This is a genomic window from Devosia sp., assembly GCF_028290625.1.
Taxonomy (GTDB): domain Bacteria; phylum Pseudomonadota; class Alphaproteobacteria; order Rhizobiales; family Devosiaceae; genus Devosia.
The window spans coordinates 53,103-67,392 of the sequence record NZ_JAQGJM010000037.1 but is presented as its reverse complement, the minus strand read 5'-3'; the positions used below and the strand labels follow the sequence as shown (position 1 = coordinate 67,392).

At 63.9% G+C, this 14,290-nt stretch carries 12 protein-coding genes; 8 read left to right on the top strand and 4 right to left on the bottom strand.

The window, feature by feature from the left end; all coding sequences use genetic code 11:
* The first annotated feature begins 4 nt into the window (after positions 1-4).
* The 7 genes from pdxA to JWR51_RS20615 all read left to right on the top strand — a co-directional run bounded on the left by pdxA (position 5) and on the right by JWR51_RS20615 (position 8,310).
* On the top strand, positions 5-1,000 hold the full coding sequence (gene pdxA, locus JWR51_RS20645) for a 4-hydroxythreonine-4-phosphate dehydrogenase PdxA (protein WP_299752327.1): 996 nt from the start codon (positions 5-7) through the stop codon (positions 998-1,000).
* Positions 997-1,914: a dihydrodipicolinate synthase family protein gene (locus JWR51_RS20640; RefSeq protein WP_299752090.1), complete on the top strand. Its 918-nt coding sequence runs from the start codon at positions 997-999 to the stop codon at positions 1,912-1,914. The genes pdxA and JWR51_RS20640 overlap by 4 nt, the downstream gene beginning before the upstream one ends.
* Positions 1,907-3,073, top strand: a complete 1,167-nt coding sequence (locus JWR51_RS20635; protein ID WP_299752087.1) for an exo-alpha-sialidase — start codon at positions 1,907-1,909, stop codon at positions 3,071-3,073. Before JWR51_RS20640 ends, JWR51_RS20635 begins: the two co-directional genes overlap by 8 nt.
* A gap of 115 nt (positions 3,074-3,188) precedes the next feature.
* Positions 3,189-4,457, top strand: a complete 1,269-nt coding sequence (locus tag JWR51_RS20630; RefSeq protein WP_299752084.1) for a VpsF family polysaccharide biosynthesis protein — start codon at positions 3,189-3,191, stop codon at positions 4,455-4,457.
* Positions 4,458-4,556: 99 nt separating this feature from the next.
* Positions 4,557-5,996 carry an oligosaccharide flippase family protein gene (locus JWR51_RS20625; RefSeq protein WP_299752081.1) on the top strand — a complete coding sequence of 480 codons (1,440 nt, stop codon included), beginning with the start codon at positions 4,557-4,559 and terminating at the stop codon, positions 5,994-5,996.
* Between the two features lie 182 nt (positions 5,997-6,178).
* Complete coding sequence (locus JWR51_RS20620; RefSeq protein ID WP_299752078.1) at positions 6,179-7,174, top strand: sterol desaturase family protein; 996 nt, start codon at positions 6,179-6,181, stop codon at positions 7,172-7,174.
* Entirely contained in the window at positions 7,171-8,310 is a 1,140-nt protein-coding gene (locus JWR51_RS20615) for a GNAT family N-acetyltransferase (protein ID WP_299752075.1), read from the top strand. Before JWR51_RS20620 ends, JWR51_RS20615 begins: the two co-directional genes overlap by 4 nt.
* A 208-nt stretch (positions 8,311-8,518) precedes the next feature.
* On the opposite strand, the gene wecC is transcribed toward JWR51_RS20615, so the two are convergent.
* Both wecC and wecB read right to left on the bottom strand, forming a co-directional pair.
* Positions 8,519-9,805: a UDP-N-acetyl-D-mannosamine dehydrogenase gene (gene wecC, locus JWR51_RS20610; RefSeq protein ID WP_299752072.1), complete on the bottom strand. Its 1,287-nt coding sequence runs from the start codon at positions 9,803-9,805 to the stop codon at positions 8,519-8,521.
* A complete protein-coding gene (gene wecB, locus JWR51_RS20605; RefSeq protein WP_299752069.1) occupies positions 9,798-10,940 on the bottom strand; it encodes a UDP-N-acetylglucosamine 2-epimerase (non-hydrolyzing) in 1,143 nt (380 codons plus the stop codon). The genes wecC and wecB overlap by 8 nt, the downstream gene beginning before the upstream one ends.
* Before the next feature lie 175 nt (positions 10,941-11,115).
* Between wecB and JWR51_RS20600 the strand changes: the two genes are divergently transcribed.
* Complete coding sequence (locus tag JWR51_RS20600; protein WP_299752066.1) at positions 11,116-11,631, top strand: hypothetical protein; 516 nt, start codon at positions 11,116-11,118, stop codon at positions 11,629-11,631.
* A gap of 9 nt (positions 11,632-11,640) precedes the next feature.
* Here JWR51_RS20600 and JWR51_RS20595 read toward each other — a convergent pair whose 3' ends face one another.
* Entirely contained in the window at positions 11,641-12,756 is a 1,116-nt protein-coding gene (locus JWR51_RS20595; protein ID WP_299752063.1) for a glycosyltransferase, read from the bottom strand.
* 15 nt (positions 12,757-12,771) lie between these two features.
* Positions 12,772-14,274, bottom strand: a complete 1,503-nt coding sequence (locus JWR51_RS20590) for a GumC family protein (RefSeq protein WP_299752060.1) — start codon at positions 14,272-14,274, stop codon at positions 12,772-12,774.
* Between the last annotated feature and the right edge of the window lie 16 nt (positions 14,275-14,290).

Genomic DNA, 14,290 nt, shown 5'->3' with positions numbered 1-14,290 from the left:
CGAGATCAGCAAGACAGTCGGTATCACCATGGGCGACCCCGCCGGCGTGGGGCCCGAAATCATCGCCAAGGCGCTGGCTGAAATGCCGGTGGAGCAACGCCTCCTGACCCGGGTCTATGGCGATATCGACATGATGCGCGCGGCGGCCGGGTTTGTGGGCGCCGACATTCGGTTCAGCGAAGAGCGCAATCCGACCGATGGCGCGATCAGCGTCGATCATTCGCCGACCCCGGGCGGCATCGAAATCGGCAAGCTCGATCCACGCGCCGGCGATGCCTCGTTCCGCTATATCGCCAGCGCCGTCAAAAGCTCGGTGAGCAACGAGATCGGCTGCATTGTCACGGCGCCGATCAACAAGGAAGCGCTGAACTCGGCCGGGCATCATTATGATGGCCATACCGGCATGCTGGCGGCGCTGACGGGTTCGCGGTCGTCGTTCATGCTGCTGGCCGATACGCGCATGTCGGTGATCCATGTGTCGACGCACGTGTCGCTCAAGGACGCGATCGGACGGGCGACGACGGCGCGCGTGCTGGAGACGATCCGGGCCGGTTACAACCATTTCCGTCGCATCGGCGTGCAAAACCCACGCATCGCGGTGGCCGGCATCAATCCGCATTGCGGCGAGCACGGCCTGTTCGGCACCGAGGACGAGGACAATATCGCCCCGGCCGTCGAACTGGCGCGGGCCGAAGGCATCAACGCCATGGGGCCGATCTCGCCCGATACGGTGTTTTACCGCTGCTATTCGGGCGTGTTCGATCTGGTGGTGGCGCAGTATCACGACCAGGGCCACATCCCCATGAAGCTGGTCGGCTTCGACACCACGGTCAATGTGTCGCTGGGCCTGCCGATTGATCGCACCTCGGTGGATCATGGCACGGCCTTCGATATCGCCGGCACCGGCAAGGCCAACCACGTCAACATGAACGCCGCCATCGCCTATGCGCGCAAACTGGCGGGCACCCCCAGGATTATCGCACAGGACGCCGCACTATGAGCCAGTTTGCCATTACCGGCGTCTACAGCGCCGCCGCCACGCCATTGAACGCCGATTATTCGCCCGACCTCGGTCTGTTCGCGGACCACTGCAAGCACCTGATCGCCGATGGCTGCCACGGTATCGCGCTGCTCGGCACCACCGGCGAGGCCAATTCGTTCTCGATCGGCGAACGCAAGACGATCCTCGAAAGCGCACTGAAATCCGGCCTTACACCGGATCAGCTGATGCCCGGCACGGGCCTCGCCTCGGTGCCAGATACCATCGAGCTGACCCGCCATGCGCTGTCGCTGGGCGTGACCAAGGTCGTCATGCTGCCGCCGTTCTATTACAAGAGCGTCACCGATGAAGGCCTGTTTTCGGCCTATGCGCAGATCATCGAGGGCGTGAAGGACGACCGGCTCAAGGTCATCCTCTATCACATCCCGCAGATGTCGGGCGTGCCGCTGACGCTGGACCTGATCGAGCGGCTGATCAAGGCGTTCCCCAATACTGTCGTCGGCATCAAGGACTCCGCCGGGCAGTTCGACAATATGCAGGCCATGGTTTCGGCCTTCCCGGGCTTTTCAGTGCTGGCTGGCGCCGATCCGTTGCTGCTGCCGCTGATCCAGGCGGGCGGCGCCGGCTGCATCACCGCGACGTCGAACCTGGTGGCACGCTCCCTGCACACCGTGTTCGAGCACGGCGCCGATGCCAGCAAGAGCGCCGAAGTCGAGAAGGCGCAGGCGCGCATCATGGCCTATCGGACCCTGTCGAACGACTACACGCAGATCCCGGCGATCAAGGCGATGATCGGCATCCAGTCCAAGACCCCGAGCTGGTCGCGCGTCCGCGCGCCAATGCTCGCGCTGGACGAGGCCAAGCTGGCCGATCTCGCCACTAAGTTCGCCGCGCTCGAGGCGATCCATGGCTGAGGGTATAGTTCCCGAATTCGTTGCCGATCTGATGGATGGGCTGGTACGACCCGCTGGTGGCAGGCGCTCCGACGCTTTCCTGCCCTGCGCCACGGTGCAGAACCATGCCGCCAACCTCGCCTACCTGCCCGATGGCACGCTGACCTGCGTCTGGTTCGGCGGCACCATGGAGGGCATGGGCGATATCTCGGTCTATCTATCGCGCCTCGCGCCGGGCAACGACACTTGGTCGGTGGCTGAACAGCTATCCGACGATGCCGCCAAGTCCGAACAGAACCCGCTGATCTTCGTCGCGCCCGATGGCACGGTGTGGCTGCTATATACGTCGCAGACGTCCGGCAACCAGGACGGCTCGGTGGTCAAGCGCCGCATCTCCACTGATGGCGGCAAGACTTTCGGCCCGGTCGAGACGCTGTGCGACGTGCCGGGCACCTTTGTGCGCCAGCCGATCATCATCAACGGGCGCGGCGAGTGGCTGTTGCCGCTGTTCCGTTGCATCAAGATCCCAGGCCAGCGCTGGACCGGCGACGCCGATTTCGCCTCGGTGCTGATCAGCGCCGATGGTGGCGCCAGCTGGAGCATGCATGATGTGCCCGATAGCATCGGCGCGGTGCACATGAACATCGTGCCGCTGGCGCGCGACGAAATGGCGGCCTTCTATCGCCACCGTTTTGCCGAATACGTGCTGCGCAGCACCTCTGGCGATGGCGGGCGAAACTGGTCGGCTCCGGTGCCGACCAATCTGCCCAACAACAATTCCTCGGTGCAGGCAGTCAAGCTGCGCTCCGGCAAGATCGCCATCGTCTACAATCACTCCAGCGCCGCCACCTCATCGGACCGCCGCCTGTCGCTCTACGACGAGATCGGGGGCGAGGAGCCGGAAGTCGTCCCCGTGGCCACGACCTCGACAGAGCGTAAGGCCATCTGGGGCGTGCCGCGCGCGCCATTGAGCCTCGCATTCTCCAGCGATGACGGGATGACCTTTGCCGATCGGGTGGATCTCGAAACCGGCGACGGCTACTGCCTGACCAACAATTCCAAGGACGGGCTGAACCGCGAATTCTCCTATCCCTCGATCATCGAAGGCCACGACGGCGCGCTGCACATCGCGTTCACCTATTTCCGCCGCGCCATCAAATATGTGCGGCTGGCGCCGTAGGACACCGTCCTCCCGTGGTCCGTTGGGGCGCCATTAACGCCAAGTCCTAAGGGCGGCCCCACAAGGGCCGCTCTTGGTTTATGCTGGGCTCGATCGCAACCCGCCCAGGTGAAACGTGAGCGTCTCCGCTGCCGGCCCAGACCGAACCCTGTCCGCCAGCGCACGCCGCCACAATGCGGTGTCGCTGCTGTTCCTGATGTGTGCGGCCTTCGCCTTCTGCTTGCGGTTCTTCGTGTCGCCACAAGTGCTGGACCTGGTGGTCGATTATTCCATCGATGCTGGTGCGTTCTACGAGAAGCTGCATTTCGGCACCTATGCGGTGCTCCTGCTGCTGCCCTTCGTGCTGTTTACGCGGCCCTTCGTGCTGGCCGGCGACGACATCGGCAAGTTCAAGGCGCTGCTGCGCTATTGCGGCCTGCTCCTGCTGCTGATCGCCTATCTGTTCGCCTTCGGCCATAGCGGCTCGTCGGTCTTTGTCGTCGATACCTATTTGGCCGCAGGCGCCGCAGGCCTGATCATGTTGGCCCTCAATCCCAGTGTGCGACGGGCGCTAGGCGACCTCACCCTGATCATGCTGATCCTGAGCGCACTCCTCGGCCTGGTCGAAGAAATTACCCATCATCGCCTGCTGCCTTACCCCTATGTCGAGCTACAATTCCGCCCGATCGGCCTGTCCGAGCATCCGCTGGCGCTGGGGGCGCTATGCGCCACCGCCGTGGGCTTCGTGGCGGTGACCAATTGGCGGCTCTGGGTTCGGGTCGCGGCGATCTTTATCCTGCTGATCGGTTGTGCTGCCTCGGGAGCGCGCTTCGCGCTGCTGCTCACAGCCGCCGAGATACTGGCATTGCTGGTCTTCGTGCGCTGGCCGCGCCTGTCGCCCCGCCATGAGCGCCAGGCCAAGGTCCTGGTGCTGCTGTCGACGCTGGTCGGCGGCGCGCTGCTGGTGGCGGCCCTGTTCGCCGGGGGGCTCTTGGGCCGATTCAGCGACACCATTTTCGACGAAAATTTCTATGCCCGCGTCAACATCTACCAGGTGTTTGGGTATGTGGATTGGAAAGACATTGTCTTCGGCATGAGGGCCAGCGACCTGATCGGTATCGTGCGCGAGCAATTGCATTTGCCGGCCATCGAAAGCGCGCCGGTGGTGCTCATCCTGCTGCTGGGCCTGCCCATCGCGCTGGCCTTTGGGGTGTTGGTGTTCTGGATGCTGCTGCGCCTGTTGCGGGGCGCCCCCATGCCGATCTGGATCGCCACGATAACCTTCCTGCTGGCCGCCCTGTCCAACAATACGCTGTCCGCCAAGACGCCTGTGGTGATGATGATCGTGGTGCTGATCCTCGCCTACAATTCCAAGCCTGTGCCGACGCCGCCGAAGACAGACTGAAGGCGGCCCGTTTACTGTCCGCCGGCTTTTCGCTGGGTTTGGGGCATCCGAAGGATTAATCCAGGGTAAACGGGCTCGCCATGGCCCAAGGACATGCCCTTGCTGCTGCGCTCCACCCTCATTTATGCCCCGGCGATCCTGCTGACGCGCATCTCGGCGCTGCTGTTGCTGGTCATCGCCACGCGGCTGATCGACCAGAGCGAATATGGCCTGCTGACGCTGGTCGTCACCGTCGGCGAAATGACCGACGTGGCGGTGACCAACTGGCTGCGCATTGCACTGCTGCGGCTGGGCGGCAAGGGCGAGGTGAGCCGGGGCAGCTTGTTCCTCGCAAGCCGGGTGCTGCTGGCGACCACGGCCCTCGGCATTGTCGTCTCGATCGCCGGCGCAACCCTGATCGCGCCCGAACGCTGGGTGGAATTCTCCATCGCGGTGTGCAGCTATCTGGTCGCCGGCTCGATCGGCCGTTTCGCGCTGACAGTCCTGCAAATGCAGCAGCGCCATTCGACCTATTCGCTGCTCGAGGCGCTGCGCGCGGCGCTGCAGATGATCCTGCCGGTGGCGGCAATTTTCATCTTTCACAATTCGTTCCTGATGGTGTCGCTGGGCTCCTCACTTGGCGTGCTGATCGCCGGGCTGGTGGCTAGCGTCATGGCCTTCGGCCGGGTTGCGCCGGGTCCGGCGCGGTTCACCCATCGGGCTTTCTTCGCTTTCGGGGTGCCGTTGATCGTCATGGCGCTGATGGGCTTTGGCCTCAACAGCGCCGAGCGCGTGTTCCTCAAGGTCTATTACGATGCCGGCGCGGTGGCGGTGTTCGCCGCCGCCTATGCGCTGGCGCGGCAACCTATCGACATGGTCGCCAATGCCATCAATATGGGGGCCTTCCCCGAAGTGGTCAGCCGCTTTGACGAGCATGGTCCTTCGGCGGCGGCGGATTTCCTGTCGCATCTGATGGGCTTGATGATCCGCCTTTGCCTGCCGGTCGCGGCGCTGCTGATTGCGCTGGCCCCGGCGATCACCGAACTGGCGCTGCCGGCCGAATATCACGGCCACGTCGCCCAATTGTTTCCGCTCATCGCTTTCAGTGTACTCTGCGCCAATCTCACGAGTTTCGTCTATGGCGACGTGGTGCATGCGCATAAGCGGCCCTGGCTGCTGAGCATTCCCACGGCACTGGGTTCGGTCGGCACGATCGCGCTGTCGCTGCTGCTGGTGCCGCCATTGGCTGAGCTGGGCGCGGCCTCGGCGCTGGCGGGTGGATCGGTGGTGAGCCTCGTTGCGTGCCTCATTATCAGCGAGCGGCTGACGCCCATCCCGGTGCCATGGCGCCATATCGGCATTTCGATCGTCATTGCGCTGGCGACCGGGCTGGCGGCAAGCCTTGCCGCCGCCGCGCTCGGCGAGGCCCATGTCATCGTCAGGCTGGCCGCCGGAGGCGTCGCGGGTGGGGCGGTGTTTCTGGGTCTCAACGCGCTGTTCGATCCGGCGGCGACATTGCAATTGACGGGCAAGCTAAAGGCCCGTTTGGGCATTGCTTGAAGGCAGGTCCCTGCAATCTTACCGATTAAGAACGTTACGACTTTGGGCAACAATTGCCCCGCCCGATATGGCATCTTACGCCCATCCGATGGGCCGGCTTTGCCACTGGTCCGCCCGTCGATCGTCGATCCTCAGGTCAGCACCGCCGTCGGATCGCCGCGTTGCGGACCTTGGAGCGCACCATGATTTCCGATCTTGCCAACATTATCGTCGAGAAGCTGTGGAGCGCCAACGGGCTCGCGGCGGGTCTGCTGTTCCTGACCGCATTCGGCAGTGCGCTGGTGGCCTATCTCAAAATCGAGGAACACAAGTCCGTGCTCGATTTCCTCAGCTTCGCCTTCCCCAAGGAGGTGATGATGCATCCCTCGGCGCGGGCCGATGTGCTGTTCTGGATCACCAAACGGGCGATCATGCCGGTCATCCTGATCCCGTTCGGCTTCGGGTTTGTGGCGGCGGTTGCTTACGGCACCAATCAACTCATTGGTGCGGTGTTTCACCTCGATGGCCCGCTGATGGCCGGTCCGGCCAGCCCGTGGATCATCGTGCTGTTCACGCTGACCATGCTGGTGGCCTACGATATCTCCTATTATCTCTACCATGTGGCGCAACACAAAGTGCCGATCCTATGGGAGCTGCACAAGGTTCACCACTCCGCCGAAGTCATGGTGGGCATCACCAAGGATCGCGTGCATCCACTCGATGAATTGCTCAATCGCGCCTGGGATGGGGTCATCCCCGGCATCTGCTTTGGGCTGTGGAGCGTGGTGGCGCTCGATCCGGTCGAACTGACCATTTTCGGCATCAATGTCTATGTCATCCGCAATATCCTGATGATGGATTTCGTGCGGCATACCCATTTCAAGATTTCATTCGGGCCGCTCGACAATGTCGTGCTGTCGCCGCACTGGCACCAGTTGCACCACAGCACCGATCCCAAGCATTACGACAAGAATTTCGGACTGCTGTTCTCGTTCTGGGACCGCATGTTCGGAACGGCCTGCGTGCCGGAGCCTGATGAGGATTTCAAGTTCGGCCTCTTGGACCGCGATCACCGCGATTACCAGTCGCTGTTCGGGCTTTACATTCTGCCGCTCCAGAAGATGGGCGGGCATGTGGCCAAATGGCTCGGGCGGCGTCCTCGTGTGACTGCTCCACCGCCGGAAAGTCCACAGTCGTGAATGCTCATGCCGCAATAAGTGTGGCGGCGGACGAGCGGCTGGAGATTGTTCAGTCGAGCGAACGGCTGGCCGAGATCGGCCCAGCCTGGATGGCGCTGTGGCGCCAGACCGATGGGCTGATCTTCCAGAGTCATGCCTGGATTTCGGCGTGGTGGAATACGCTGCCGGATCACGATGGCCGGGCCCTGCGCATCGGTCTGGTCTGGAATGGCGAGCGGCTGGTTGCCGTGCTGCCGCTGGCAGTCAGCCGGCGCAAGGGCCTGCTCATGCTCGAATGGGCCGCCAATGCGCATAGCGACTATGAGGATGTGCTGGCTGCGCCCGACTGCGCGCCGGAGATGCTGCAGCGGTTGTGGGGGCAGATGTCTACCTTGGGCGGATACGATCTGGTCAGACTCAATCGGCTGTTGCCGGGCGCGTTGGCCAATGGGCTGACCGGCGCCACGGCCGGCGTCAAACTGCGGCCCAATCATCGCGAGGAAATGAGCTATCGCGTCTCCGGCCAATGGGTGGATGGCGCGACCTGGTTCGACGAGCAGCCCAAGAAGACGCGGCAGAATTATCGGCGTGGCCGCAAGGCCCTGGACGAGGCTGGGGACGTGCAGTTCCGGCTCTTGCCGCCGGAAGCGCCGCTCGGGCCGGTGCTCGATCGGCTAGCGGCGCTCAAAAGCAAATGGCTGTCGGCGCGCGCTATCGAATCCGAATTGTTCGATGATGGCGCCGTGGCGTTGGCGGCATTGGCCCAGGCTTTGGCGCAAGCCGGCGTGCTGCATGTCTTCGTGCTGGAGAGCCAGGGCACAATCATCGCGGTGTCGCTCAATTTCGTGCAGCGCGGCACCATGATGGCGTTCGTGACCACCTATGATCCCGACTTCGAGCGGGCCTCTCCCGGCATGGTGCTGATGATGGATTACATCCAGTGGTCAATCGATCACGGGCTGCACACCGTGGATTTTCTCTGTGGCGCGGAGGCGTTCAAACGCCGGTTTGCGACGCAGTCGGTGACGCTGAGCACGATTGCTGGCGTAGGAAGCGCCAAGGGAGCAGTGGCGGCATTGGCCGATCGGACGCGCCATAAGGTGCAGGTGCTGCAGGAGCGGTGGAGCGAGCGGGGCGCTGCAGTGCAGGCGGAGTAGGGGGGATTGGCTGCACGGTTTGTGTCCCCCCTCTTTCTTGGCTACCCCTTTCTTCCTTCCCGCGGACTTGATCCGCGGGCCACTCTCAATACGGCACGCGTGGAGCGAGGCCCGCGGGTCAAGCCCGCGGGAAGGGTGCGTGTGGGGTGCTGTGCGTCCGAGGGGCAGGTGTGGAGGCGTCGTGCCTCAGACAGGGGTGGTGTTGCCCCTAAACCACCAATCTTGCGTCCGACTTGCGGCTCTTCTTCCAGGTCCACAGCCCGCGCGTATCGATCAGCTTCTTGTTGCTGAGGGCCTCGGGGTCAATGAAGTTGAAGTGCCGATGATCGACCAGCAGCACCACCACATCCGCCCGGTCGATCGCCGTCAACGCATCGCGGAATTCGATGTCGAGGCCTTGCAGTTGTGGCGGTAGGGCGTCGGTATGGGGCTCGCTGGCGATGATCTTGTGGGCGATGCCGGCCTCATGCAGTAGCCGCACCACCTCGACCGCCGGGCTTTCGCGCAGGTCATCGATATTGGGTTTGAACGCCAGCCCGAGGCAGGCCACCGTCTGTTTCTTTTTCGGGTCCAGCACCGACTTGATCTCGTCCACCACAGCCTGTGGGCGAGCGCTGTTGATCTTGCGGGCGCGGGCCATGAGCTGGCTCTGCTTGGGCGCTGCGTCGATGATGAAATAGGGGTCGACCGCGATGCAGTGGCCGCCGACGCCGGGGCCGGGCTGCAAGATATTGACGCGCGGATGGCGGTTGGCCAACTCGATCACCTCCCACACATTGATCTTGAGATGCGTGCACACCGACGCCAGCTCGTTAGCGAAGGCGATATTGACGTCGCGGAAGGCGTTTTCGCTGAGCTTGACCAGCTCGGCCGCCTCGGCCGAGGTGAGGAACAACTCGCCCGCGAGGAAACTTGAATAGAGTAGGCCGGTGGCCTCGGCCGAGCGCTTCGACAGGCCGCCGACGCTGCGGTCGTTCTGTACCAGTTCGGTCAGCACCTTGCCGGGCAGCACGCGCTCGGGGCTATAGGCGACCAGCACGTCGGCGTCTTCGCCGGCGCTGGTGGGAAAGCTCAGGTCTGGGCGCAGCGTGGCCAGTTCCTTGCACATGGAGCGCGTCGTGCCGACGGGCGAGGTGGATTCCAGCACCACCAGATCGCCCTTTTTCAGCACCGGCGCTATTGAGCGCGCAGCGGCGTAGACATAGGTGGTGTCGGGGCGGTGGTCCTCGGTCATCGGCGTCGGCACGGCGATAATGTAGGCGTCCGAGGATTCCGGCTTGAGCGCGGCGCGCAGATTGCCGTTGGAGACGACCTTCTGGATCAGGCCATCCAGGTCAGGTTCGACGATGTGGACCTCGCCGCGATTGACCTTTTCGACGACGCTCTGATTGACGTCGACGCCAAGCACCTTGAGGCCGCGGCTGGCGAAGATGGCGCAGGTGGGCAGGCCGATATAGCCCATGCCGACGACGCAGACGGTCTTGAAATCACGCATCGCGCGCAAGCTCCTCGAGAATTCGCAAACTGGCCTTGCCATCGCCATAGGGATTGTGGCGCAGGCTCATCTGGCCATAGGCCTCGGCATTGTCGAGCAGCCGAGTGGCCTCGCCGACAATGCGATTGGTATCGGTGCCGACGAGGATAGCCGTGCCAGCGCGCACGCCCTCGGGGCGTTCGGTATTGTCGCGCAATACCAGCACCGGCTTGCCCAAAGATGGGGCTTCTTCCTGCACGCCGCCGCTATCGGTCAGCACCAGATGGGCGCGCTTGAGCAGGTAGAGGAAGGGCAGGTAATCCTGCGGCTCGATCAGGTGGATGCCCGCGACGTGGTCGAGCGCGGCATGGACCGGCAACATCACCTTGGGATTGGGATGGACGGGATAAACGATTTCGACATCGCCGCGGCCCGCCAGGGTCTTCAGCGCGGCGCAGATGCGCTCGATGCCGCTATCGAAGTTCTCGCGGCGGTGGCCGGTGACGAGGATCAGGCGCTTGGACGGATCGAGGAAATCGAAACGCTTGGCCATCGGGGCGGCGAGGCTCGTATCGGCATCGAACCGCTCGCTGAAATGCAGCAGCGAATCCACCACCGTATTGCCGGAGACGAAGATGCGGCTGGCATCCTTGTTCTCGGCCAGCAGATTGTCCCGCGCTTCCGTGGTCGGCACGAAGTGCCAGGCCGCGATATCGCCGATGACCTTGCGGTTCATCTCCTCGGGCCAGGGCGAATAAAGATCGTGGCTGCGCAGGCCGGCCTCGATGTGCGCGACCGGAATGCGCTTGTAAAAACTGGCCAGCGCCGCCGTCATCGCCGTGGTGGTGTCGCCTTGCACCAGCACCACATCGGGGCGGGCGGCATCGAGCACGGCTTCCATGCCCTTGAGAATGCGGGCGGTGACGTCGAACAGGCTTTGGCCGGGCGACATGATGTCGAGATCGTAATGCACCGGCAGGCCGGTCATGGCGATGATGGCGTCGACCATTTCGCGATGCTGGGCGGTGACGCAGATTTCGGTGTGAAAGCGCGGATCCGCCAAGGCGTCGCGCGCCACCGGAAAGCATTTGATCGCCTCGGGTCGCGTGCCGAAAACGATGAGAAGGCGGCGTGGCGGCCGATTTTCAGGGGTCATTTTCGCTCTTTCTGCAGCACCGGGATTTACCACGCCTCGCGCCCGAAAAGGCATCAAAGCTTTGATTATCCTTAAGCTATCCGGCCGCTTGGGGATTAACGATGTTCGCTTTCAACAGGGGTGCCGAGCGATGTGACATGCTAAACAAGACGTTAACAACACGGATATGACGGCCATGCTGACCAAAAGAATAGCTCTGCTCGCGGCCAACCCGGCCTTTGGCGCTATCGTCGGCAGCGGTCTGCAAAGCGAAGCTCGGCTCAAGGTTTATGCCTTTGAGACGCTCGAGGCTGTGACCACCTTCGTCCGCATTTCGCCGATCGACATGGTGATCCTGGACGCCGATAGCGTGCCGGCCGATATCATGGAGACCGTCGCGGCATTGCGCGACCTGCCCAAGCGGGCCCAGCAGGATCTGGCACTGATGCTGCTGACGCGCGCCGAGCCGGCCTTCCACGCGGCGCTGCTGGCCCAGGGCATCGACGTGGTGCACGGCAAGCCGGTCGCGCCGGGGCGGCTGCTGGAAAGCGTGCGTGGCCATTTGCATATGCGCGCGGCCGGCCCGATCGTCGATGGCATTTACCGTGGCCCCGAACGCCGCCGCCATGGTGGCGCCAGCCGCGTCGCGCTCGTCGCGCCCCGGCTCGACAATGTGATCCAGCTCTTCGGCCGGGCCAGCCAGACCGCCTGACTTTGTCGTCTAGAGCGTCAGCAAGGCTTCGTACTGATCCCCGATCCGCTCGACCGAGAAATCGGCAGCGCGCGTCTGCAAGCGGTTTGCGGAGGTGGGGTTTGCCAACATTCGCGACATCGCTGCGGCAATAGCCCCGGCATCGCCAACCGGAGCCAGTTCCCCCAGGGCGCCGTTTTCCAAAATCTCGCGCGGACCATGCGGGCAATCGGTGCTGACCACCGGCAGGCCAACCGCCATCGCCTCGACAATGACGTTGCCAAACCCCTCGCTGGTCGAGGTCAATACGAACAGGTCGGCCGCCGACAGGCTTGGTCTGATATCGGCGACGAAGCCGGGCAGCAGCACATCGGCTTCGAGTCCGCGCTCGGCCACCAGAGCGGTTAGCTCACCCCGGAGCGGACCATCGCCAAGGATGACGAGTTTGGCCGGCATGTCGCGGCGCAACAGGGCGAAGGCTTCGATCAGCGTGCGATGATCTTTGACCGGCGCGAGGCGGCCGGCCGTGATGATGATTGGGATGTTCGCGGCGCGCACTGCTGTCAGGCCCCCCATCCATTCGCTGTCCTCGACCGGCTTGAGTGACGGCGGCGGCAGGGGGTTATGGATGACGGCGATCTTGTCCGCCGCGATGCCGTGGCTAAGATCGCCCGCAATGCCTTGCGACACGGCGATTGCCCGCGTGGCTCGCCGCGCCATCAGGCCGGAAAATCGGCGTGCCAGTTCCGAGCCGGTTCGGCTGTCGCGCAGGATGGCGGCAGCGTGGAAGCTGGGGAAGAACTTTGCCCGGCTGGCCGAGAGCCACAGGGCGAGCGCCGTCGTCAGATTGGCGAATTCGGGGGCGCTGAAGACAGCGTCGGGCTGGTGGCGGCGGAAAAACGCCGCCATGCGCAGGAGCCCGCGCAGCGTCGCGGGCTTGCCGAAGCGCTCGCCGCCAAAGAGCGCGATACCGAAATCCACCAGATGCACATCGGGGGACACATGGACCCGGTTGGGGCCGAGGCCGTTCCACACCAACAGCGTCGTATCATGCCCGCGCCGCGCCATTTCATTGGCGACCAGCACCCAGACCCGCTCGGCGCCACCGCCGATCAGGCTGGGGACGTGGAAGATCAGCTTGGCCATCGATGCGTGGTCTCGCTAGGCCACGCGCTCGGCGCGCGGGCCGCGGATATCGCCCACAATGCCCAACCCGAGCGCCAGCACCAGGCCGAGACCCAGGCCACCGGCGCCGCCCAGCATGACCATCAGCACGGTGCGTGGCGGCCAGCTGCGCGCCAGCGGCGGTACGGCGGTCGAGATCACCCGCACATTGCTGGTGTCGAGATTCCCGCTTTCGCTGAGCTGCTGCGAGCGGCTCAGGAAGGCCTCATAGACCGCGCTCCTGGATTTGGCCTCGCGCTCCAGTTCGCGCAGGGCGATCTGTGCCTGATTGTCGGAGAACACCGCCGTACGCTGGCCGTCGGATTTGGCGGTCAGCGCCTGCAACGCGTTTGTTGCTTCATCGAGGCGCGTCTTGGCGGCGGCGATCATGCGGGTGCTTTCGCTGGCCACCTGGGCCTGCAAGGCATCCACTTCGGTCTGCAATTGCAGGATGATGGGGTGACGGGCGCCATAGACCATCGACTGGCTCTGCAGCTTTTGCTGCGAGGTCGCCAGTTGCGCCCGCAGCGAGTCCAGCGTGGCGTTCTGCGCGGCGTCGCCGCTGCCAGTGCCGCCGGCGCGCAAGCCGTCATAGGTGGTTTGGGCCGCAATGACCTGCCCCTGCGCGGTGACGACCTGCTCGTTGAGCTGGTTGAGCAGCAGCGTGCTGGTCAGTTCACCAGCGCTCGACTGCAGGCCGTTGGCGCGCTTGTAGTCTTCGACGGCCGCGTCGGCCAGGTTGACGGCCTTCTTGAGCTCATCGAGCCGGCTATCGAGGCCGCTGACGATCTGGTTGGAGCCGTCGGTCTCGGCGCGTGACAGCTCGTCCTGAAACGCCACGAAAATGGCGTTGGAGATGAGGATGGATTTGTCCACATCCTGGGTGGTGACCGCCATGGTGGCGACGAAGGATTTCTCGTCGGCGGTAATCTTGATGGCCGCGCGCAAAGCCGCGAGCGCCGCCACGTCCGGGTCGACCTTGCCTGCCGGATCGGCGAATTCGGGGTCGCCGGTCAAGCGCAGGTCGCTGACGACGCGGGTCAGCACATTGCCCGAAGTCATGACGCGCAACTTGCTTGCCGCCGCCAGCAGGGCCGTATCAGGCTGTTGTCCGGCCGTAGCCGCCGCCGCGTCGCCCAAAACCTGCAGCCCGGCGGGGTCGATCAGGATATCGGAAGTCACGGTATAACTGGGCTTGCTGAGCATGCCATAGGCACCACCGGCGACCGCGCCGAGCACGGCCAAAGCCGCGATCCAGCGGAGTCGCTGCCGCAGCCAGACCGTTATCCGGCGCAGGTCGAGTTCGAGAAAATCACCGATCTTTTCGAGAGTGACAGTCTCGTTCTGAGGTTGCGCTGGCGCCTGCGGCTTTGCCGCCGGGCGTGGATCGGCAATGCGCACCATGGGACGTTCGCCGACGGCACGCGTGCGCGGGCGGGCAAAGGTTCGGCCACCCGCATCCGGCTTTGCGGGGGTCATGCTGTCCGAGGCGTTGGACATCGTGTGAGTTTCCGTG

What these genes read in the sequence shown, in the direction of transcription:
- wecB (WP_299752069.1), bottom strand. Translation starts at nt 10,940, where the DNA reads ATGACCCCTGAAAATCGGCCGCCACGCCGCCTTCTCATCGTTTTCGGC.
- JWR51_RS20620 (WP_299752078.1), top strand. Translation starts at nt 6,179, where the DNA reads ATGATTTCCGATCTTGCCAACATTATCGTCGAGAAGCTGTGGAGCGCC.
- JWR51_RS20590 (WP_299752060.1), bottom strand. Translation starts at nt 14,274, where the DNA reads ATGTCCAACGCCTCGGACAGCATGACCCCCGCAAAGCCGGATGCGGGT.
- JWR51_RS20635 (WP_299752087.1), top strand. Translation starts at nt 1,907, where the DNA reads ATGGCTGAGGGTATAGTTCCCGAATTCGTTGCCGATCTGATGGATGGG.
- JWR51_RS20600 (WP_299752066.1), top strand. Translation starts at nt 11,116, where the DNA reads ATGCTGACCAAAAGAATAGCTCTGCTCGCGGCCAACCCGGCCTTTGGC.
- JWR51_RS20595 (WP_299752063.1), bottom strand. Translation starts at nt 12,756, where the DNA reads ATGGCCAAGCTGATCTTCCACGTCCCCAGCCTGATCGGCGGTGGCGCC.
- wecC (WP_299752072.1), bottom strand. Translation starts at nt 9,805, where the DNA reads ATGCGTGATTTCAAGACCGTCTGCGTCGTCGGCATGGGCTATATCGGC.
- JWR51_RS20640 (WP_299752090.1), top strand. Translation starts at nt 997, where the DNA reads ATGAGCCAGTTTGCCATTACCGGCGTCTACAGCGCCGCCGCCACGCCA.